Below are 21130 nucleotides of genomic sequence, written 5' to 3' on the forward strand. Positions count from 1 at the left end.
GGAGTCTCCTGTTCGTGTACGGGTCGGGGGCGGCGCGGAGCACGGAAGCGCCCTAGCTGTACGCGCCGTACCGAGGGGCGCGCTTCTCCAGGAACGCGCGCCGGGCCTCTTCGGCGTCGGGTGAGACGGCGCAGGTCATCAAGTGGTCGGCCTCGACCGGCAGGTAGTCCCCGAGCGACAGGGTCTGGGCGGCCTGGAGATTGTGTCGGAGGGCGGCCATCGCACCGGGGGCGGCGGCGGCGATGCGCGCCGCCGTGTCCCGGGTCCTCGCTGCCAGTTCGTCCGGCGGCACCACGGCGTTGACCAGTCCCCAATCCGCCAGCTCCGTTCCCCGCACCTTCGGCGACAGCATCATCAGTTCCCTGGCCCGCAGCGGGCCGACCGCCCGGGTCAGCAGCCACGAGGCTCCGAGGTCGCCGGCGAAGGCGACCTTGATGAAGGCCGTGCTCATCACGGCGTCGGTGGACGCGTAGCGGAAGTCGCAGCCCAGGGCGAACGACATGCCCGCCCCGGCGCAGCCGCCCCGGATCTCGGCGATGACGGGGGTGGTCATCTCGTACATGAAGGTGACCAGTCTGCTGATGCGCATCAGCTTGGTCCGGCCCTGCAGGTAGTCGCCCGGCGGGTAGGGCGGCTCCGGTGCTTCCGAGTTGTCCCGGCCGACGCAGAAGTTGTTGCCGGTTCCGGTCAGGACGACGGCTCTGACCTTGCTGTCTCCCTCCGCGTGCTCGAAGGCGGTCATGAGTCCGTCGGCCATCTCCACGGTGAAGGCGTTGCGGCGCTCGGGGCGGTTCATCGCGATGGTCGCGACGGCGTCGTCCACCGAGTACAGGACGGTGTCGGTCATGGCGGACCCTTCTGCCGGAGAGCGTGTTCCCGGGTGCCGGAGGCCACCTGCGAGCACGCGGGGTCGGGTGGGTGCGAGACGGCCGGCAGGGGCCTGGAGCGAGGGACCCCGGCGCGGGACGGCTCGTCAAAGTGACTGGCCATTTGTCTTCATGTTCCAGCGATCTCCCTCATGATGCGCGCCCGGAGCGATGGGGTCAACCAGTTGTTACTGCATATATGGCCATGCTGGTTCGCACGCCGCCTTGGTGTGCCTGCCGATGACCTCAAAAGTGAATCGCGATTCGCTTTGGTGGGGGCCTTCGGTGGAGTGCCTGCGGGATCTTCCGGACGTGCCCGCCCGCGGCAGGTCGTAGTCAACACGACAAGCGGACAACGGAGTTCGCTTCGACGCCGACGCTCGCACGCCCCTGCTCCCTTCCCGCGGGCGGCGCCGGTGACCTGCCACCAGAGCGAGTGGCCAGCGCTCTGACGGGTTGACGTTCCTGCTCGTGGTAGGCGTAGAGGCTCTCGCCGCCCCAGCGGCCCAGCAAGAGCCAGAACCCGTCCGGATCATCGAGGAACGCGACCGTCGACAACGCCAGCAGACCGCTACACCGCGTGCAGCGAGGGCACGGCGCTCACCGGGACTGGAGGGGCGTCCACGGACTCGCGGGCACCTGACCGCCGAAACGATCACGGACGGTGATCAGCAGGCGGCATCCGCGCCATCGGGGATTGGTGCCCCGAACACGACGAAGCCCCCGTCCGTGGCGGATTCCAGGGATCGTTGCAGCACGTGATCACTGGCGTGTCTGGCGAGCAGTGTAGGCAGTGGCTCGGCTGGGAGTTCCCGGCCGAGCCACTGCTGCGTTGTCGGTGGGACTGCGCGGCGTTCCGGGAAGTCCAGGGTTGAGCCGATCGCAGAGGTCCCGCCAGGGCCCCTGTTCCTGAGCCGTCAACGGGCGGGAACAGAATGAGCCCATGAATGACGGATCGGGCTGGCCGATGGACAAGCTCTCGCCGTCGAGCAGGGCAGAAGCCTTTGTCGGTGCTGATCACGGCCGGGCAGCGGGGCGATTCCCCGCAGTTCGAGCCTGTCCTGGTGGTGATCCGGGTGCCGCGGATCGGTCCTGGTCGGCCCCGCAGGAGACCGGACCGGGTGCGGGCCGACAAGGCATATGACTCCCGCAAGAACCGCGCCTACCTGCGCAGGCGCGGTATCAGGGCAACCATTCCGGTCCCAGCAGACCGAATCCGTAACCGCCAGAAACTCGGCTCCCGAGGGGGTCGGCCGACGAAGTTTGACAAGACCGACTACCGCGAGCGCCACGCGGTCGAGTGCGGGATCAACCGCCTCAAGCGGCACCGGGCCGTGGCCACGAGGTACGACAAGGTTGCCGTCCGCTACGAGGCGACCGTGCTGATGGCAGTCCTCAACGAACGGCTGTGACCAGCGGGTTTGTTGTCGACCTCACTCTGATGGTGTGGGCACGGCGCAGGCGTCGGCGATAGCCTGCGTGTCCCAGTAGAACGGACGGACCTTGGTGATCCTCCCGTCCTTGACCGTGATCGCTTGCAGAATCGGGAAGTTGAGTTCGCGGCCGGTCGCGCGAGCGCGAGCACGGACCTGTGTGAGCACGACCGCAGTCTCACCGGTGGCAAGAAACTCCTGTTCCACCATGTCGAACGACTCCCACACCTCTCCCATTTTGAGGAAGAACTGCGTCATGCCCTTGTGTCCACGCCAAGTGCCTCCATAGGGCAGAGCATCTGCTTGGTGCAGTTCGACATCCGGCGCAAAGAAGGGGGCGAGCAGGTCGAACGAAGCCTCGCCGGGGCCTCCTGCCGCCAGGTACTCCGCCTCAGCCGCGTACATGCCGGTGAGAACTGTTACTGACTGCGTATTGGGTGACATCGTCATGCCGCCAGCATGGTCACCACAGGAGGATCTTGCTGGCGGCAATCAGACATCGCATCGTGCGGAGGAGTCGACACTTCCGCAACACGCCCTCGGGGCCAGTGCAAGACCGACGGTAACGCAGCGTATGGAGAGCCCTTCGCCCGTCGAACACCGCCATGGCCACGCACCAGCCTTGCTCTGGGGAGAATCTGGGGAGTATTCGCGTTGCTGGGGAGCGCGTGGGGAGGATGCGCCAGGTAAGACGGCACAGCTCTGAAGCACACGGAAAGAGACGTCTCCCATGTCATCCGCGTGGACTAGCGGAAAACCGCAGGTCCATGGCGCTAGCTCGACGACTTCATGACGTACGTACCGAGGTCGTCGGCCTCGACGATCCCGGGGAGCGAACCGCCCTCACGCAAGGGCGTGACGTAGCGGGTCGCTGTGACCTCTGTCAGCATTTCCCCAGGCTATACGGGGCAGCTCCCTGCCAATCCGCGGAAGGACACTGCGGCCTACGGCCGGGAGTATCCGCCTCCTCAGCCCTGGGGAGAACCTGCAGAGTTTCCACCGACAGCCCCTAACTCCCCAGAAGCCCGTCGATACCCGCATGCCCACTTCTTCCCGGCCCCCGGCATGAAGTGGGCATAGCAGCGAATCATAACCGTCGGCGAGGAGTGCCCGAGCCGGCGTCACCTCGCACTCCCCCGCCGCCAGCACCATCGAGGCGTAGCTATGACGCAGCACATGGAATCCGCCCTTCGGGGATGCTGCCCACTGCCAGGGTTTCGCGCCCTCAGCCCGCGGCGGGATGACCCCGGCTCGGGCCAACGCGGACTTCCAGGTCCAGGTGTTCCACGTGTTCACCGCGACGGCGATGCCGAATCGTGTGGTGAGCAGGAGCGGGAGCTTCTTCTCCTGCCCCTCTGGTCTCCCCCAAGGCAGCTCCACTGAGACGGGTGGGAACGCCACGTGGGGCGGGAGGGGGACTTCGCGTTGGCTCTTGGAGCTCTTGGGGTACTCCTTGATGCCGCTCTTGGTGTTGACCTCGACGACGAAGAGGCGGGAGCAGCGGCGGTCGATGCGGTGGTGGTGGTGGAGTCCGGTGAGTTCGCCCCAGCGAAGCCCGGTGTAGAAGCCGAGCAGACACATGGTGCGCCATGCGGCGGGGAGTTCGTCCAGGACGCTCTGGGCCTGGTCGAGGGGGAACCACTGCGGGGGGGTGGTGGCGATGGCGGGCAAGTCGATGCTGCGGCAGGGACTTACCGCGATGACGTCGTCATCTACGGCCGCGCGCATGATCGAGGACACCGGAGACGTGGCGTTCACGGACGTCGCGGGTGCCCGTCGCTGCTTCGGGCGCGATGTGCGGGACCTGGTCGTGTTGTGGGTGGTCACGGTGTACGGGATCGACTGCGCGGCGGGTATCGGTCCGGACCATTGGCTCGCCCGGATCGCCACTCGGTCCGGCCCGCCGGCCGCGATCAGCTGCGACTCAGCCGCTGGTGATGTTCTGGAGTTCGTCGTTGGCCATGAGCTGGACGTGGTACCCCCGGCCACCGGCGTTGATGGTGATGTGGCGGTTGGGGTCGGCGCCGCGGCCCGCGCCACCGAGGCCACCCGCGTGGACGCCAGCAGTGATGCACCAGAAACGTTCCGCCATCCGGCGCAGCAACTCCTTGACTATCCGGCCGCGCTCACCGCGATCATTCATGTGCGCGACGAGCAGGTCCACCAGCCGCTCAGGGCTGACCCGGGCCTCGACGGGGACGGTCGCGTTGCCCTGGAACTCGGCCTGCCTCTGGTCGTAATTGGTCACCGCATTGTTGCGCAGCACAGATGCCTGGCTCGGCATTCGTTGGATCGGACCGGTCTGCTTCATGGCGGCGGATGCCTCGTCGACCGCGCTGGCGCGCTGGAGTGAGCCTGCCGAGGCCGACATGACCCGTCGTGCGTTGGCCTCCGCCTCGCGCTCGAAGCGGTCACCCGGTTCGCTCACGCGCAGCCCCTGGCCGTTGTCCTTGCCGGCGACCGGTCCCTGCCGCTGCTGGATGACGTGGGTGAGCTCATGGGCGAGGGTGTGCTTGTCGTCTCCGCCCTCGCCGATGACGACGTGGTTGCCGGAGGTATAGGCGCGGGCACCGATCTCGGCAGCGGAGCGCTGGGCAGTGGTGCCCGTGTGGAGCCGGACGTCGGCGAAGTCCGCGCCGAGGCGCGTCTCCATCTCCTCGCGCAGCGGCGCAGCGAGAGGTTGCCCGGTGGAGGCGAGGGCATCGTGGACGGAGGAACGCTGTACGAGCGGTGCTTCCTGAACGCCCTCTTTGTTCTGGTGGCTGCAGCCGGGGCCGTGCTGGTGACGGGCCTCCTGGATTGCGCGGCTCACAGCGGCGTTTCCCACAGCGCGCTGCAGCGCCAGCAGCTCGGCCGGAGCGAGGCCGCCGACACCGGGCCTGGTGGAGAGCGGTAAGGGCATGGTGCGGGGACGGGGTGTTGCCCTGGCATGAGCCTCGGGGCGCTTCGCAGACTCGTTGATATGCATTCCTGGTTCCTTCCAGAGGGGGGATTGCTCCCTTTCTACTGCGGCCGCCACCGGTCCCGGCAGGGCGGGAAGGGCAGTGCCGGTGCCTGATAGGTCCTCGGAAAGCACCGACCGGAAGAGGTCTCAATGTCCAGTCCAGCACCTGCCCACGTGCTATGTCCTTGAGGGCCAGCTCCTGGTCGTTGCCGACGTCCGCGGCCTCCACGGGTTCCCCGGGGGCGACGGCGGTCGGACGGGGTGCGGGGTAACACGACCGGGGCCACCGATGCGGCAGGTCGTCCTCGGGCCACGCCGCTGCGGATTCGGCTGCTCAGAGGTGCTTGTCGAAGAACGGGATGAGGGCCTCCAGCGCGGGCCCGACGGCTTCGGGCTTGTCGTAGAGGTCGTAGTGGGAGACGTCCGGGATCACCAGGACCTCCTTGTCCTTCGACGCCGCGCGGTCGAAGACCTCGAACGCGTCCCGGTAGGCGCCGAACTCGCCGGGCTTGTTGCCGACGACGAGGAGCAGCGGCTGGGTCAGCAGCTTGTCCGCGAGGTGGTAGGCGTCGAACCCGACGGTGGGCGCCATCGAGGAGAACGACCACAGGTTGGTTCCGTGCGGGTGGGCGCCGCGCGGCGTCTTGTAGTACTCGGTGGCCTCCGCGACATCGATGTGCAGCGGCGGAACCAGGCCGAGCTCCCGCGCCTTCTCGACCGAGGGCGGCAGAGAGCTGTCGAGGCGCTGCTCGCCGCCACGGGCCTCCGCTGTGCGCTGGGCGGCGATGGCCTCCAACGTCTTGATGGCGGCGTCGGGGGACATGTCGCCCTGGCGCAGCAGGCGTCCCAGGTTGACGCCGGTGACGGTCGCCACCGCCTTGAAGCGGCGCTCGGTCATGGCGGCGGCCCAGGTGTAGCCGCCGCCGGCGCACATGCCGAACACGCCGATGCGGTCCTCGTCCACGTAGGGGAGGGTGACGAGGTAGTCGGCGGCGCAGCGGAAGTCCTCCACCCGCCAGGTGGCGTCTTCCAGGTGGCGCGGCTCGCCGCCGCTGGCGGCCTGGAAGGCGGCGTCGAAGGCGAGGACGACGAAGCCCGCCTGCGCGAACGCCTTGCCGTACACCGAGCCGGAGGTCTGTTCCTTGCAGCTGCCGACGGGGTGGGCGCTGACGATGGCCGGGTAGGTGCGGGCGGGGTCGAAACTGGGCGGGAAGTGGATGTCCGCTGCGACGTCGACGTGCTTGTTCTTGAAGGTGACGGTCTCCACGGCTGATGCCTCCTGGGAGTCGGTTCTACGGGGAGGGGAACGAGGCGCCGGCCGTCCCGTGCTGCGGGCAGCGGTCACGAGGCGGTCCTGCCTGATCTCACCGTTGCATGCGGGGCGGCGGCCGTGCAGGGTAGAGATCTCTACCCCTCCTCCGAGTCGCCCTGCTGCGGGGTGCGCGCCGCCTTGGCTGCCGAAGACGCGGGCCGGGCGCCGGGGCGGTGGTGCCATCCGGCCGCGTTTCAGGGGGTAGAGGTTCCTACCCCCGGGGACCGGCGGCCCCGTACGGTCGCGGCAGTACCGTGGTCGTATGGGCATGGGTACGGACAGCAACGAACTCGGGCAGTTCCTCAAGGCCCGGCGCGCCGGGCTGAGCCCCGGGGACGTGGGTCTGACCACCGACGGGCGGCACCGGCGCGTTCCCGGCCTACGGCGTGAGGAAGTCGCCCGGCTCGCCTCGATCAGCGTCCAGTACTACACGCGGGTCGAACAGGGGCGCCTGCAGGCGTCCGCACCCGTCCTGGCCACCCTGGCGAAGGTGCTCCGCCTCGACGACGACCAGCAGACCTACCTGCTCGAACTGGCCGGCAAGGACGCCTCGCGCCCCCGCCGACCCAGGACGCAGCACGTGCGGCCCCAAACCCGGCGCCTCCTCGACGCGATCGGCGCGCCCGCGATCATCCTCGGGCGCCGCATGGACATCCTGGCCTGGAACCCCCTCGCCGCGGCCCTCCTCACCGACTTCTCCCAGCTCCCCGACAAACAGCGCAACTACGCCCGCCTGGTCTTCTCCGACTCCGACATCCGATCGCGCTACGAGAACTGGGAGACCGTGGCGCCGGACTGCGTCGCCTTCCTGCGGATGGAGGCCGCACGCCACCCGGACGACCCGCGCCTGAGTGAGCTGGTCGGCGACCTGTCCATCAAGGACCCGCACTTCCGCACGTGGTGGGCGGCCCGCAACGTCGCCGTGCAGACCGCCGGCGTCAAGACCATCAGCCACCCGCTCGTCGGCAGACTCACCCTGGACTGGGAAACCCTCGCCTGCGCCGCAGACCCCGACCAGCAGCTCGTGGTCTGGACTGCCGAACCCGGCACCCCGAGCCACCAGGCACTCGACTTCCTGGCCTGCTGGGCCGCCGCCGGCTCCGCCTCCGAACCCACCGCCCACCCGGCTGACGAGCCGGCCGAGCGGACCGGCCCCCATCCCCGGTGAAACCACTCCACCCGCAGGGCCTCCACCGGATGCGGACTCAACGCCCCCGAATGGATCGCTCGTTCGGTACGCCGTACTGGCACCCACAACGGTGACGTCTGTCAGGCGCATCGGGACGGTGCAGGCCATGACCAGCCACCTCGCGCACACCGGAGACGACCTGGGAGTACTGCATCTCCGCAGGCGATGAACTGGTTCTCTGGCACCTTGCCGAAGACTGCGGGCGCGTTGTCCGGGACGGGGATCGCGCGTTGATCGTCGTTCTCCTGGCGGCAGCGCTGCAGGAGCCGGCCGGCGCCGGCTGCTCAACAAGGCGTCGACCGGAGCCCCTCGGCGCATCCGCGTCAAGGTCGAGGTCGTGAGCACCGTGTTCGTCCTCGATGACGACGGCGGCACGGGTACGCCGTTGATCTGCGGTACGTGCGCCGCGCGGACCGGCTTCCGGCTCGCCGCCGACTGCGACCTCGCCACCGCGACCTGCCCCGCCGGCCACATCCAGGCCGACTCCCGCCTCACCCCCGCCGGCATCCGAGCCGTCGTCGATGAGGACCGCGCCACCTTGCTCGGCGACCTCGACGTCCCGCTCGACGGTGCTGAGAAGCCGTCCCACAACTCCTGATCTCGGATCGAGCCCGGCCTTGCTCACCAGGCACTTGACCCGGGGCAGGCGTCTCCCTGTGGAAGGCCAACAGCATGCGCAGGATGCCTTCGGGACTCCCAGCGGCCACTCCTGCCACTCCCGCGAAGAAGTGAGACGGCTTCTGAAGATGCTGGCCACCTCGACCCGACCGGCGGCGACGCGATGAACCGCATCATCAACGGCCTGTCGAAGGTGGCCCCGAAGGCGTGACGGCCCGCCGGGAGGGGCCGGCCGGCCCCTCCCGGCGGCGCGCGTGGTGGGATCGGCCGCCGGGCCGGGCGGTCAGTTGTTGAGGATGATCTTCTCCCCCTGGACGAGCCACCGCTGGTGGCCGGTGTTCATGCAAGTGTTGAGGCCGGCCGAGGTGCCGTTGCCGGACAGGCACCGGGAGCTCCCGGCGAGCCTGATCTTGTCTCCCTCGACGGCCCACCGCTGCCTACCGGTGTTCATGCAGACGCCGAGGGTGACAGTGCCGCCGAGATTCCCTTCGGACAGACACCAGGAGCTGCCGGAGCGCCTGATCTTGTCTCCCTCGATGGTCCAGCGCTGCTTGCCGGTGTCCATGCAGACGTTGACGAAGACCCCGCCGAGATTTCCTTCGGACAGACACCGGCCCGCCAGTGGGGCCGCCGGCTCGGCGGGTGCGGCGGTGGCGGGTGCCGGCAGCCCGAGGACCGCCAGCGCGAGCAGCGCGGGCAGGAGGAACTTGTGCGTGGTCCTGGCCATGGAATGAGCCCCTTCGGCAGTCGGCGGATCCGCCCCGGCAGGTGGGCATGCGCCTGCCCGGACGGTTGGATCCGGTTGCGTGGCGTGCCTGGACTGATGCCCTTTGATGGTGGCGGCAGGGGTGGCCGCTGCGAAGTCGGATATCCGCCGCCTGCGGATGCGGATGAGGCCGAATACGCATGCGCGGACGGCTGTCCCGGCACGAGTGGTGCGGCCGGGACGCGTGTGCCCGCCCACCGCGCGCCGCACTCGACGGGCCCGGCGGGATCTCCGCACCCCGGTGAGCCGGTCGGGGCGCCCAGCGGGTGCCGTACCCGTGGAGTGGGTCAGTATCCGGTCAGGCTGATCAGCTCGCCGAGCCTGATCCAGCGCTGTTGCGCCGAGGAGGCGTTGCAGCCGTCCACGCCTTCGTGGCGGAGAAGCGGACCGAGTACGGCTGTGCGGTCACTGGGTGCTGCCGGGGTGAGGCTGCGTGCGAACTGAGCCGGATGTCGCCACTGGTGGCCTGGGCGACCGGCTACCGTCTTTCGGTGCACGGCGCACTCTCGTGGCGTGCAGGCTTGAGGCGGGCTCTGTCCGACCGTGCTGGTAGAACCTCGTCATGACGTTTCGATTCACTGCTCGCGCTGCCTGCGTGGAGATCGATCCTGAGGGCTGTTTCACCGAGGCCGGTCTCGCGGAGAGCGAGGACGGCAGCGGCTTCATCCTGATGTTCATGGCGGGCGAGGCTGAGCCCGACGATCAAGAGGTCGCCTTGGGGATGGACACGCACTGCCTGGTCACAGCCGGGCAGGGGACTGCCTACGGGTGCGTGCGCGAAGCCGTCCTGGAGGACAACGTCCTCCGTGTCGTGCTGGATCCCGAATCGTTGGAGAGCCTTCGGTTGGACGACGGCGAGATCGAAGCCGTCATCGAGGCACCCGCAGGAGACATCGCTCGCTTCCGAGAGGTCCTTGCTCAAGTACTCACCTACGGGCGCGCGGACGCCACGCCAACACGGCTGGCCGTCTGACCCGAGGGACGGGGCCACATCATGCGCCCGCGGCCGGCCGTCCGATCTGTCGACCACAGCCCGCCTCGCAGCGCTCCGTGTACCGCGACCCGAACTCGTCCAGGTCGCGCAGCCGCTCCAGCAGCGCGGTCAGCAAGTACTGCGCGGTGCCTCTGCCAGGCGGTGTCGACGGGCTTCGTCCCACCGGCGACGGCTCCGCGACGGGCGGGTTGTGTTTGAACCAGCGCCCTCCCCTGCTCGCCGACACGACCAGCAAGCCTCTACTTCGGGCACCTCAGACCGCCCCCGCGCGCCGTGCAGCCAGCAGATTCCGCCACCGCGGAAGACGACCACCGCACCCGGGACCGCTGCCTGACGAAGGCCCAGGCCAAGGTTGCGATATCCAAGCCTCCGGGATCTGCGAGCTAAGGGGTGTCCCGTAATCCCTGGCGGATCAGCGTGCGGCGTCAGATGCGGTGCATCGCAAGGCGTCGGGGTGTTCGCATACTGGATGTATGTGGACACTCCGACAACGCAGCGAGGAGCCGTAGCTGTCGTCGCACGCCCGCCAGGGATTACGGGACACCCCTTAGCCGAACCTGACGAACGCCGGGAACGGAGCTGAGAAATCAGCCGATTGCCGGGAACCGAGGGCTACGCCATCCGACGTGCAACTGCTGTCCGTGAACAGTTGGGCATCCGTGTCGGTGTTGTTCAGCGCTTGGCTGGCCCCGCCCGGAATGGGCAGGCACTTGCCGTTCGGTGTCAGGCCGAGCACGCTTTCGGCTCCCGTGTCGGCACGGGTGTAGAAGAAATCTCCTTCGGCCACGTCAGAGTTCCTTTCAGTGAGCGGCGGTACTGGCACGGAGACGCGTCACCAGCCGAGCCAGTCTCTCGCGCTTCACCTTGAATGTAATCAGCCACAAGTGTGGCATTTCCCTATCAACCAATGGCACCTCTCTGTTAAAGGCCGGACTCCTCGTCTGGATCGCCATCGGCCGGTTGGAGATCTCGGCCGATGGCGATCCAGCTACACGGCGACGCGTTCAAGCACTGGAACGCGGGCCTCACCCCGACCGACGGCTGCAACACCCGCCACAAGGTCCTGATCGCGGAGGCCATCGAACGAGGCCCTGGGCATCGCGGGAAAGGCCGGGGAGGTGAGTACCCGTGCTCACGCCTTGCTGCCTGGGCGTGAGACGGGCTGATCGTCATGTACGAGACGGGCACGACTGCAGGCCGTGTCGGCTGGTACCCGCGCATACGCAGCGCTGACGCCTTGGTGGCGGTCTTGGTCGGGTCACAACCCGGCTGTGTACTTCGGCCTTGTCGTGGCAGGGTGACGACCGCGCTGCACATTGGGGACGACGTCCATGCGGCCTTGGCCGCGTCGAACTCGCGGCCTGGACCCGCCCGGCGAGTTCGGGCACGGCCGCGGCGAGCCCGAGCGGCTCGCCCGCCGCGCCGTACGACCACGGTGGTGCCCCGCTTCGGCTTGGCGTTGGCACCCCTTCTTCTTTGCCGCCTCCCGGGCCGCGACCAGGGCCTGGCGCGCAAGGTCGAGGCCGCTCAACTCGGTCATGCGATCACCGCCTCGGCGTCGTCGAGACGGCGGCGAGCTCGGGAAGCCGGTCCGTCCACGGCGCGGCCGTAGCCGTCGCGGTACGGGCGGTGGTCCGTTCGCGCAGCCGCACCTCGAGGACGCGCTGACGCTCGCCGCCGGACAGGCCGGGCAGCTCCCCGGTCGATCTCCGCGCCGATCCGGCCACCGCGCCCTCGGCCTCGGCGCCCTTCGACCAGGTCACCGTGAAATCGGTTCCCCTTTCGCGTATGACCGGGCAAATCTCGTTGGGGCCGTGACTGCCGATGGTCACGTCCACCGAGTATCCCGTTCCCGCTGGGATACCAGCAGTCGACTGGGGTGTAAACGACGCACCAACAAGGAATCCGCTACACGGCCGGACAAGGCATTGGTCCTCGGAATCTCCAGCGGGAATCCGCCCGGTACACCTACCTCTTCGCCATCGATCTGCTAGGGGCCAGCGCAAGACCGACGGTAACGGAGCGTACGGAGAGCGCTTCGTCCATCGAAAACCGCAGTGGCCACGAGCCAGCCTTCCTCCGGGGAGAATCTGGGGAGTCTTCGCGTTGCCGGGGAGCGCCTGGGGAGGATGCGCCAGGTAAGACGGCACAACTGACGCTCAGAGTTGGCTTCTCCGGGCCCTTTCCGCGTCAGCGAGCGGACGGCGTCCCGGATCTCCACCATCTGGGTTCGGTCGCCAAGAGTCCCCGGGCCCGCACCAGCCGCAGGAGGCCGTCGCTGCGGCGAACGCCCGCGCGAGTACGTAACGTGGGAGGCACCATGCATCCAGCCGGAGGTTGTCGCGACGCTGCGAAGCCGATTGCGCCCCCCTGCGACGGGCAGCGCGGTCCCCCGAGAAGGCTGGATGACCTGGGAGGTGCTCGATCATGCGTGTGTCCGAGTTGATGAGTTCTCCCGCAGTGACCGCCGCGCCGTCGGCGTCCCTCCGGGCCGTCGCCGAGTTGATGGACGTGCACGGGGTCGGCGCCGTGGTCGTGACCGACAGCAGACCTCCGATCGGGATCGTCACGGACCGTGACCTGGTGCTCCGTGGACTCGCCTGTGGACTCGACCCCGAGTCTGCGGCGAGCGGTGTGATGACGACGCCTGTGATCACCTTGAGCGTGGACGACGGGACCGCGGACGCCTACCGCGTCTACCGTCGGTCCGGGGTGCGCCGCCTGCCGGTCGTCGACGGGCACCGAACCGTCGGGATCCTGACCGTCGACGACATGCTCATGGACGTCTTCCGTCGCATGGCCGACCTGCTGAGCGGTCCCATCGCCGACAGCGTCCTGGCCGAGTACCTGGACCCGCGGAGCGCCCGACGGGAGGGCCCTGGCGGCCGAACCTGACCGGCGGGTTGCCGTCCTTCCGTTGTGGCGGTCCCGGCACTCCGCTGCGTGGCACGGTGGGGGCCGGTGGTTCCGGCTCGATGCCACCGAGCCTCGGCCCGGGCTGTTGGCTCGAACGAGGTGCGTGCCCCGGGTCGGCCGTGTCCGGCTGACGGGCTCCGTCCGGGCGGGTGGTCGGTCACGACCGCTCGACGTCCAGGTCGAGGAAGTGGGTTGCGCACGAGATGCAGGGGTCGTGGTTGCGGACGACCCTCTCGCACAGCCGGGTCAGTTCCTCGTCCGTCACGGCCTTGCCTCGTCCGAGCAGTCGTTGCGCGTGGTGGCGCAGGTCCTCCTCGATCGCCCCCTGGTTCTGTGCGGTGGGGGGCACGATCACCGCGTCCTGGACGATGCCCTGCCGGTCGAGGGCGTACCGGTGGTAGAGGAGCCCACGGGGGGCTTCGGTCGCGCCGTGGCCGGTGCCGGGCCCTGGTGGCACCTCCTTCGCCGGGCGGGGTGGCGGTTCGTAGGAGTCGATCAGCCGTCGGGCCTCCTCCACGGCGTAGAGGACCTCGATCGCGCGCACGACGATGCTGCGGTACGGGTTGCGGCACACGTCGTCCAAGCCGGCGGTCCGGGCGAGGTCCCGCACGGCGGGTGGAAGGAGGCGACTGGCGATGGAGTACCTGGCGAGGGCGCCCGTCAGGTGGCGTCGTCCGTCCAGGGTCGCGTGCAGTGCGGTGGAGTGCCGCACCTGTGTTTCGGTCACGTGCTCGGCGAAGTCTTCGACGGGGAACGTGTGGCGGTGTTCGCCGTTCCGCCCCTGCCTCAGCACGGTGGGGACGCCGCTTTCGATCGCGTACGCGTCCGGCCGCGCGAGTGCGAGGAGGTCCGCGTCGCAGTGCGCGTCGGGGAAGTCGAAGCCGGCGACCCAGCGGACGGTTTCCACCGCGTCGTCGACCGCTCGCTCCAGGCACTGTGCCAGGGGTCGCAACTCGGATCGGGCGGGGGTGCGGTGGAAGCCTCCGACGCGGACGTTGACGGGGTGGACCGCTCGGCCGCCCAGGACCTCCACGATCAGGTTGCCGGCCCTCTTCAGCCGCAGCCCCCGCTCGACGTGGGCCCGGTGGGTCCTCGCGAGACCGAGGACGTCGTGGTGGCCGAGGAAGTCGGGTGCGTGGAGCATGTAGACGTGCAGCGTGTGGCTCTCGATCCACTCGCCGCAGTACAGCAGCCGGCGGAGCGCGGCGACGGTTCCGTCCACGGCGATCCCCCGGGCGTCCTCGATCGCTCGGCAGGCGCTGAGCTGGTAGGCGACGGGGCAGATGCCGCAGATCCGGGCGGTGAGGTCCGGTGGTTCGGTGTGGGACCGCCCGCGGAGGAACGCCTCGAAGAAGCGGGGAGGTTCGTAGATCCTCAGCCGCGCGGCGGTGACCGTGTCGGCCTCGATCACCAGGCGCGCGGCGGCTTGGCCCTCGACGCGTGCCAGAGCACCAACGGACAGCTCCCGGTACCGCTCCCCCGTCATTCTTCCTCCCCGGGAGGTACGAGCGGTTCGAACGCGCTGGTGTTGAAGGTGCGCAGGAAGCGCCGGACCTCGTCGTCGCTCATTCCGTCGCTGCGCAGGAGCGGAATCATCGCGGGCATGTTGACCGAGGCGGAAGGGCCGAAGCACCCGTAGCACCCGCGGCCGTAGGCCGGGCAGAGGGCCCCGCAGCCGGCGTGGGTCACCGGGCCCAGACAGGGCGTGCCGCGGGCCACGGTGACGCACACCGTGCCCCGGCGTTTGCAGGCGAAGCACACGCTGTGCCGAGGGACGTCAGGGGTGCGACCGGCCAGGAAGGCGGTGACGACTTCGATGAGTTGACCGCGGTCGATGGGACAGCCCCGCAGCTCGAAGTCGACGGGGACGTGGGCCGAGATGGGGGTGGACGTCGCGAGGGTGTCGACGTAGTCGGGACGGGCGTAGACGATTGCACGGTATTCCTCGACGTCAGCGAGGTCCCGCAGCGCCTGGACTCCCCCGGCCGTGGCACACGCGCCGATGGTGACGAGCCGGCGCGAGGCGGCTCGGACCTGGAGGATGCGTTCGGCGTCCTCCGCAGTGGTGACGGATCCCTCGACGAGCGACAGGTCGTACGGTCCCGGCTGCACGGAACTCGACGCCTCCAGGAAGTGCACGATCTCCACCGCCTGTCCGAGGGCCAGGAGTTCGTCCTCGCAGTCGAGCAGGGTGAGCTGGCAACCGTCGCACGAGGCGAACTTGAAGACCCCCACCCTGGGGCGGCGCCGAACGGTCGCGGCCATGTCACAGCTCCCGCACGGCGAGCAGGGGCGCGGCACGGTCGTAGGCGACGACGGGGCCGTCGCGGCACAGCAGGAGCGGCCCCAACTGGCAGTGCCCGCAGTGGGCGGTGGCGCAGCGCATGTTTCGCTCCAGGGAGATCTGGATCCGTCGGGCGGGAACGCCCCGGTCGGCGAGTTCGCGGGCGGTGGCGCGCATCATCACCTCGGGGCCGCAGACGAAGGCCGTGGTGTCCGCGGGGCGGAACAGGGCCTCGTCGAGCAGGGAGGTGACCACGCCGATCCTGCCCCGCCACCCGGGGGTGGGGCGGTCGACGCAGACGCCCCGGAAACGCACGTCCCACTCCTGCAGTTCGGACCGGTAGATGACGTCGTCGGGCGTCCGAGCGCCGACGAGCACGTTCAACCGTCCGTACCGGCCCGGTTCTTGCCGCACGGCGCGGATCAGGGGGCGCAGGGGGGCGAGACCGATGCCGCCGGCAACCACGACCAGGTCCCCTCGTTCTGCGTCGGCAAGGCCCCACGTCGTACCGAAGGGGCCGCGGACGCCGACCTCGGTCCCGACCTCGCTCGCCCACAGGGCGCGTGAGACGGCTCCGACCCTCCTGACGGTGTGCTGCAGCGCGCCGCCGGGAAGGATGCCGGACACCGAGACGGGAACCTCTCCCACTCCGAAGGCGTACAACATGGCGAACTGACCAGGGGCGAAGGCAGGCAGGTGCGGGCCTCTTGGTTCGAGCCGGATCGTGACGGTGTCCGGGGTCTCGTGACGGCGTTCGGCCACCCGGTACGGCAAGGGGGCGGCCGTCACCGCGGTCACCGCTCCTCGGGTGCCGCGTAGAGGTCGAGCAGGCGCGTTCGGGCGGCGCGCAGTCGCTCTCCCACCACTGCGACGACGTGGAGGAGTACGGCGTGGTCCAGTGCGGGATCGCTCTCGCAGAGCCTCATCACGGCCTCGGCGTCGAACTCCAGGGCCTGGACGTCGCTCACGGCCCGGGCGCCGAGGTGCCACTCCCGGGGCGGACACAGCCACGACCACCCGAGGAGTTCGCCTGCTCCGACGGTCTCGATCAGGACGGGGCCCCGTCCCGGCACTTGGACGTCGAGGGCGACCTTCCCGGTGCCCACCACCCAGAAGCGGTCGGCTGGTTGTCCTTCCTCGAAGATGCGGGTTCCGGTGCGGAAGGACACCTTGCGGGACAGGTCCGTCACGCCCTGGTAGCGGTCGGCCGGAAGGGCAGCGAGGAAGCCGGTGCGCATCACGGTCCCTCCGCGTCGGACTGCGTCGCCGGGCGGCCCGCCTCCTGGTGGAGGGCGTGCGCCTCCTCGGTGATGTCGATCCCGACCGGGCACCACACGATGCACCTGCCGCACCCCACGCAGCCCGAGCTGTCGAACTGGTCGTACCAGGTGCCCAGTTTGTGGGTGAGCCACTGGCGGTAGCGGCTGTGCGGAGACGGACGGACGGGTCCGCCGTGGAGCAGTGAGAAGTCGAGGTCGTAGCAGGAGTCCCAGCGTCGCCAGCGCTCGGCGTGGTCGCCCGTGAGGTCGGTGACGTCCTCGGTGGTGGTACAGAAGCAGGTGGGACAGGCCATGGTGCAGTTGCCGCAGGTCAGACAGCGCGCGGCCACGTCGTTCCAACGCTCGGCCGTCAAGGACCCCGCCATGAGCGCCCGTAGGTCGACCGACGGCATGGTGCGCCCCATGCGGGTGGCAGCGCCCTCCACCGCCGCGCGGGCGGACTCGGTCAGCGAGCGGTCCGCAGGTCGGTGCGGCACCTCGGCGAGGACGTCCGATCCTGCCGGTGTACCGGCACGGGCCAGAAAGCGGTGACCGTTGTCGTCGACGACCTCGGTGAGCGCCAGGTCGTAGCCCGGGCCCGCGGAGGGGCCGGTTCCCATGGAGACGCAGAAGCAGGTGGCACCGGGCTCGGTGCATTCGACGGCGATCAGGAAGGCCCCTTCGCGTCGCCCCTGGTAGTCCTCGTCGCGGTGTCGTCCTCCCGTCAGGACCCGGTCCTGGATGGCGATGGCCCGCAGGTCGCAGGGGCGCACCCCCAGGAAGGCAAAGGAGGCCGGCGCCGGCTGCTCGGCCCGCACCGTCAGCGCCCCGTCCGCGCCGCGGTCCGCGGTCCACTGCCGGACCCGTTCGGGGAGCAGCCAGTTCTTCCAGGACTGCGGTCCGGCGCTGTGGGCGAAGGCGGCGCCGTCCGCGCGACGGACCAGACGGTAGTGGCCGGCCTCCAGCTCCACCCCCCAGCCGAAGGGCAAGGCGTCGGCGCCGTCGAGTTCGGCCAGGACGATCGCCCCGTCCCGCACCGTCGGGCCCACCACGACGCGCCCCCGGGCCCTGAGAACGTCCACCAGCGCGCCGAGTCCCGTGCGGTCCAACACGACGGCGGGCTCGACCGTCGTCATCGCCACGGCCGTGGGGGCATGGGCTCTCCTCATGAGGCACCGTGGGAACTGCTGTGGATGCGCCAGCGTTCCCCGGTTGGGCGCGTGACGCACACCGGCTCCGCGGCTGCTGGTCCGACCGGGGCCGTTCCTCACTTCATCGGTCGAGTCGGCAGGCGGACGGCCCGGGCTGCGCCGTGCGGGGCGATCCGTGGACGTCGAGGAAGCGCCGGACGTACGCGTCGACCGTGTTGGCCACGCTCACCACCGCCGCCGCTGCCGAGGGCGAGAGTCCGGGCCCCGGACCGGTGTCGTCGACGTTGACGCCCCACACCACCATGCGTGCGGGAAGCACGTCGAGGGCTGCCGACAGTTCGACCGCCTCGCGCACGCCCAGCCCGTGCGTACTGGCCGTCACGGGCAGCCGGCCCGGGCTCGTCCGCGGCTCCCATCGACGGATGCGACCGGGTCGTCCGTCGGCGACGCGCACGGCGTCGACGACCACCGCGAGCGCCCTGCCCTCCCACAGGGCCATCAGCCGGGCCGGATCGCCGTCGGAGCTGGACAGCGTGACGCCTTCCGGGCGGTGTGCCATGTGGTGGTGCGCGAGCCTCGTGACGACGGCCGGGCCCACGCCGTCGTCGCGCCGGAACGCGTTCCCCACTCCGATGATCGCGACGCCACGGGAACCTGGCACAGCGGGTGCTCCCCTTCGCGGTCAGCTCTGTTCGGCCTTGTGGACGTGGTGCTTCACGGTGACGAAGCTGTCGGGCGCCACGGACACGGAGTCGATGCCCGCCGCGACCAGGAAGGCGGCGAAGCCCGGGTCGTCGCTCGGTCGCTGGCCGCAGAGGCCGACGGTGCGTCCCGCGTCGTGGGCGACGTCGATCAGGCTCTCGATGCTGCGGGTGACCGCGGGGTTCGCCTCGTCGAAGAGGTCGGCCAGTTCCGCGGAGTCGCGGTCGACGCCGAGGGTGAGCTGGGTCAGGTCGTTGCTCCCGATGGAGAACCCGTCGAAGCGCTCGGCGAACTCCCGCGCCAGGACGACGTTCGATGGGACCTCTGCCATGACGAGGACCCGGAGGCCGCGTTCGCCCCGTCGCAGTCCCTCACCGGCCATGACCTCCAGGACGCGGTCCGCTTCCCCTGGCGTACGACAGAAGGGGATCATGACGACGACGTTGGTCAGTCCGAACTCCTCCCGGACCCTGCGGATGGCACGGCACTCCAGGGCGAAGCCGTCCCGGTACCCGTCGCTGTAGTAGCGGCTGGCGCCGCGCCATCCGATCATCGGGTTGGCCTCTGCCGGCTCGAAGGGGCCGCCACCGATCAACTTCGCGTACTCGTTCGTCTTGAAGTCGCTGGTGCGCAGGACTACCGGGGACGGCCAACGGGACGCAGCGATGGTGGCGACGCCACGTGCCAGGCGGTCGATGAAGTACTCCGTCCGGTCGGGGTAGCCCTCGGTCAGCTCGTCAACCGAGCGGCGGTCATCGGGGGCGAGGAGCTCGGGCCGCACCAGCGCCATGGGGTGGACCTTGACCCCGTGGGCGACCATGAACTCCATGCGGGCCAGCCCCACCCCGTCGGCCGGGAGCCCCGACCACCGGAAGGCCGCACCCGGATCGGCGAGGTTCAACATGACCTTCGTGCGGGTCGCCGGAAGCTCCGTCAGGTTCACGTCGGACACCTCGTAACCGACCGAGCCCGCATAGACGCGCCCCTGCGCTCCTTCGGCGCACGAGACGGTCACCTGCTGACCGTCGACGAGGACGGCGGTCGCCTCACCGGTGCCCACGACGGCGGGAACCCCCAGCTCACGGCTGACGATGGCGGCGTGGGAGGTACGACCCCCGTGGTCGGTCACGATGGCGGCAGCCCGCTTCATCAGCGGCTCCCAATCGGGGTCGGTCACCGGGGTCACGAGGACGGAGCCGGCGGGGAACCGCTCCAGCCCCACCGGGATCGCGAGGGACCGCACGGGGCCCGCCCCGACCGCCTCACCGACCGCCGCCCCCGTCACCAGGCACTCCCCCGCCTCGGTGATCCGGTAGCGGTGGAGCACCGTCGAGTCGGTTCGGGACCGGACCGTCTCGGGGCGGGCCTGGACCAGGAACAGCTCCTGCGTGCGGCCGTCCTTCGCCCACTCCAGGTCCATCGGTGTGCCGTAGTGCTCCTCCACCGCGACGGCCCATCGGCTCAGGGACCGCGCCTCGCCGTCGTCGAGCACGCGCGAGGCGCGTTCGACGCCGTCGGTGTCCACGGTCCGGGTGAGGCCGCCCTCGGCGTAGACCACCTTGGTCGCCTTGCCTCCGACCGTCACCCCGATCACCGGGTTGAGCGCCTTCTGCGGCAGCACGGGCTTGAACACCACGTACTCGTCCGGGTCGACGCGCCCGCTCACCACGCTCTCGCCTAGCCCCCAGGCGGCGTCGATGACCACCACGTCCCGGTAGCCGGTCTCCGGGTCGAGGGTGAAGGCGACCCCCGAGCCACCGAGATCGGAGCGCACCATCAACTGCACACCGACCGACAGCGCCACGGATGACTCGCCGAAGCCCAAGCGTTCCCGGTAGTCGATCGCCCGGTCCGTGAACAGCGACGCGTAGCAGCGATGGCACGCGTCCAGCAGCGCGACCGCGCCCCGCACGTTGAGATAGGTCTCCTGCTGCCCGGCGAAACTCGCCTCCGGCAGGTCCTCCGCGGTCGCGCTGCTGCGCACGGCCACCTCGGGGTCCGCAGGCCCGTCCCCCGGGGCGAGACGGACGTACGCCGCCGTGATCTCGTCCTTCAGCCCCTGCGGCAGGGGGGTGGCAAGGATGCCGGCGCGAATCGCCGCTCCCACTTCCGCCAAGGCCGCGCCCGCCCGCAGGTCCGCGAGCCGGGCGGCGACCCGATCACCGAGTCCGCCGGTCCGCATGTACTCCCGGTGGGCGTCCGCAGTCGTGGCGAATCCATCCGGTACCCGCACCCCGATCGGCCCCAGGTGCCTGATGAGCTCCCCGAGGGAGGCGTTCTTCCCTCCCACCGCGGACACGTCGGACCGCCCCACCTCCGAGAGGGGGACCACTCGTCGACCTTCGAAGGACATCACGCCTCCCAGCAGAACTCGGGCGCGGCACCTCTCCCACGGGGTCGTCTCCAGGCGCGGGCGCAACCACCCCCGCCCACACGTCATCAAACGCTCAACCACAGACCGGAAAGTGCCGGCGGGCCGCACTTTTCCCATGAGAGCACGTCCCCAGGGGGTCCGCCCTACGGCATCACACCCTCCTGCGGATCGGCCTGGCCACCGGAGCTGGAACGCGGTCCTCCCCCCAGGTCGGTCCTCAAGTGGGTGGCCCAGCAGGCCGTCGACGTCCTTCCCGTCGGGAGCGCTTGCAGCGCGTCAACGCCGGCAGGTACGTCGCTGAGCCAATTCACTATCCCGTTCC

General features: G+C 69.8%; 20 protein-coding genes. 5 read left to right on the plus strand and 15 right to left on the minus strand.

The annotated features are described in order from the left end of the window. Positions 1-52: 52 nt before the first annotated feature. Positions 53-847, minus strand: coding sequence for an enoyl-CoA hydratase-related protein (locus ACH4E8_RS14810; RefSeq protein ID WP_398447989.1), 795 nt, complete (start codon positions 845-847; stop codon positions 53-55). Between the two features lie 1029 nt (positions 848-1876). Between ACH4E8_RS14810 and ACH4E8_RS14815 the strand changes: the two genes are divergently transcribed. Then, on the plus strand, positions 1877-2278 hold the full coding sequence (locus ACH4E8_RS14815; RefSeq protein WP_398447991.1) for a transposase: 402 nt from the start codon (positions 1877-1879) through the stop codon (positions 2276-2278). A 21-nt stretch (positions 2279-2299) separates the two neighbouring features. Here ACH4E8_RS14815 and ACH4E8_RS14820 read toward each other — a convergent pair whose 3' ends face one another. From ACH4E8_RS14820 to ACH4E8_RS14835, 4 genes are all read right to left on the minus strand, one after another. Continuing rightward, a complete protein-coding gene (locus ACH4E8_RS14820; RefSeq protein WP_398447993.1) occupies positions 2300-2749 on the minus strand; it encodes a nuclear transport factor 2 family protein in 450 nt (149 codons plus the stop codon). A gap of 393 nt (positions 2750-3142) precedes the next feature. Beyond that, positions 3143-4057, minus strand: coding sequence for a tyrosine-type recombinase/integrase (locus ACH4E8_RS14825; protein WP_398447995.1), 915 nt, complete (start codon positions 4055-4057; stop codon positions 3143-3145). 166 nt (positions 4058-4223) lie between these two features. Beyond that, complete coding sequence (locus tag ACH4E8_RS14830) at positions 4224-5267, minus strand: DUF4157 domain-containing protein (protein WP_398447996.1); 1044 nt, start codon at positions 5265-5267, stop codon at positions 4224-4226. Between the two features lie 310 nt (positions 5268-5577). After that, positions 5578-6510 carry an alpha/beta hydrolase gene (locus tag ACH4E8_RS14835; protein WP_398447998.1) on the minus strand — a complete coding sequence of 311 codons (933 nt, stop codon included), beginning with the start codon at positions 6508-6510 and terminating at the stop codon, positions 5578-5580. A 307-nt stretch (positions 6511-6817) separates the two neighbouring features. Here ACH4E8_RS14835 and ACH4E8_RS14840 point away from each other — a divergent pair, with 307 nt between their 5' ends. After that, positions 6818-7723 carry a helix-turn-helix domain-containing protein gene (locus ACH4E8_RS14840; RefSeq protein WP_398448000.1) on the plus strand — a complete coding sequence of 302 codons (906 nt, stop codon included), beginning with the start codon at positions 6818-6820 and terminating at the stop codon, positions 7721-7723. A 358-nt stretch (positions 7724-8081) separates the two neighbouring features. Next, complete coding sequence (locus ACH4E8_RS14845; RefSeq protein ID WP_398448002.1) at positions 8082-8342, plus strand: hypothetical protein; 261 nt, start codon at positions 8082-8084, stop codon at positions 8340-8342. A 303-nt stretch (positions 8343-8645) separates the two neighbouring features. Here ACH4E8_RS14845 and ACH4E8_RS14850 read toward each other — a convergent pair whose 3' ends face one another. Beyond that, positions 8646-9089: a ricin-type beta-trefoil lectin domain protein gene (locus tag ACH4E8_RS14850; protein ID WP_398448004.1), complete on the minus strand. Its 444-nt coding sequence runs from the start codon at positions 9087-9089 to the stop codon at positions 8646-8648. Between the two features lie 601 nt (positions 9090-9690). Between ACH4E8_RS14850 and ACH4E8_RS14855 the strand changes: the two genes are divergently transcribed. After that, the gene (locus tag ACH4E8_RS14855) at positions 9691-10101 is read left to right on the plus strand and encodes a hypothetical protein (protein WP_398448006.1); all 411 of its coding nucleotides are present in this window, start codon (positions 9691-9693) and stop codon (positions 10099-10101) included. Positions 10102-10669: 568 nt separating this feature from the next. Here the strand turns inward: ACH4E8_RS14855 and ACH4E8_RS14860 are convergent. Together ACH4E8_RS14860 and ACH4E8_RS14865 are read right to left on the minus strand one after the other, a co-directional pair. Further along, complete coding sequence (locus ACH4E8_RS14860; protein ID WP_398448008.1) at positions 10670-10909, minus strand: hypothetical protein; 240 nt, start codon at positions 10907-10909, stop codon at positions 10670-10672. A gap of 757 nt (positions 10910-11666) precedes the next feature. Continuing rightward, positions 11667-11960: a hypothetical protein gene (locus ACH4E8_RS14865; protein ID WP_398448010.1), complete on the minus strand. Its 294-nt coding sequence runs from the start codon at positions 11958-11960 to the stop codon at positions 11667-11669. Positions 11961-12549: 589 nt separating this feature from the next. Between ACH4E8_RS14865 and ACH4E8_RS14870 the strand changes: the two genes are divergently transcribed. Continuing rightward, the gene (locus ACH4E8_RS14870) at positions 12550-13017 is read left to right on the plus strand and encodes a cyclic nucleotide-binding/CBS domain-containing protein (RefSeq protein WP_398448012.1); all 468 of its coding nucleotides are present in this window, start codon (positions 12550-12552) and stop codon (positions 13015-13017) included. A 178-nt stretch (positions 13018-13195) separates the two neighbouring features. Here the strand turns inward: ACH4E8_RS14870 and ACH4E8_RS14875 are convergent, their stop codons facing one another. The 7 genes from ACH4E8_RS14875 to ppsA form a co-directional block, all read right to left on the minus strand. Further along, positions 13196-14524, minus strand: a complete 1329-nt coding sequence (locus tag ACH4E8_RS14875; protein ID WP_398448014.1) for a Ni/Fe hydrogenase subunit alpha — start codon at positions 14522-14524, stop codon at positions 13196-13198. After that, positions 14521-15303 (minus strand): oxidoreductase, encoded by a 783-nt coding sequence (locus tag ACH4E8_RS14880; RefSeq protein ID WP_398448016.1) that lies wholly within the window; start codon positions 15301-15303, stop codon positions 14521-14523. Before ACH4E8_RS14880 ends, ACH4E8_RS14875 begins: the two co-directional genes overlap by 4 nt. A 1-nt stretch (position 15304) precedes the next feature. Next, positions 15305-16111: an FAD/NAD(P)-binding protein gene (locus ACH4E8_RS14885; protein ID WP_398448319.1), complete on the minus strand. Its 807-nt coding sequence runs from the start codon at positions 16109-16111 to the stop codon at positions 15305-15307. Between the two features lie 5 nt (positions 16112-16116). Next, on the minus strand, positions 16117-16560 hold the full coding sequence (locus tag ACH4E8_RS14890) for a cyclic nucleotide-binding domain-containing protein (protein WP_398448018.1): 444 nt from the start codon (positions 16558-16560) through the stop codon (positions 16117-16119). Beyond that, positions 16560-17717, minus strand: coding sequence for a 4Fe-4S dicluster domain-containing protein (locus ACH4E8_RS14895; RefSeq protein WP_398448321.1), 1158 nt, complete (start codon positions 17715-17717; stop codon positions 16560-16562). The genes ACH4E8_RS14890 and ACH4E8_RS14895 overlap by 1 nt, the downstream gene beginning before the upstream one ends. A gap of 136 nt (positions 17718-17853) precedes the next feature. Continuing rightward, the gene (locus tag ACH4E8_RS14900) at positions 17854-18393 is read right to left on the minus strand and encodes a hydrogenase maturation protease (protein ID WP_398448020.1); all 540 of its coding nucleotides are present in this window, start codon (positions 18391-18393) and stop codon (positions 17854-17856) included. A gap of 21 nt (positions 18394-18414) precedes the next feature. Then, positions 18415-20787, minus strand: a complete 2373-nt coding sequence (gene ppsA, locus ACH4E8_RS14905) for a phosphoenolpyruvate synthase (protein WP_398448022.1) — start codon at positions 20785-20787, stop codon at positions 18415-18417. Between the last annotated feature and the right edge of the window lie 343 nt (positions 20788-21130).

This window comes from Streptomyces sp. NPDC017979, from assembly GCF_044328175.1.
Lineage (GTDB): Bacteria > Actinomycetota > Actinomycetes > Streptomycetales > Streptomycetaceae > Streptomyces.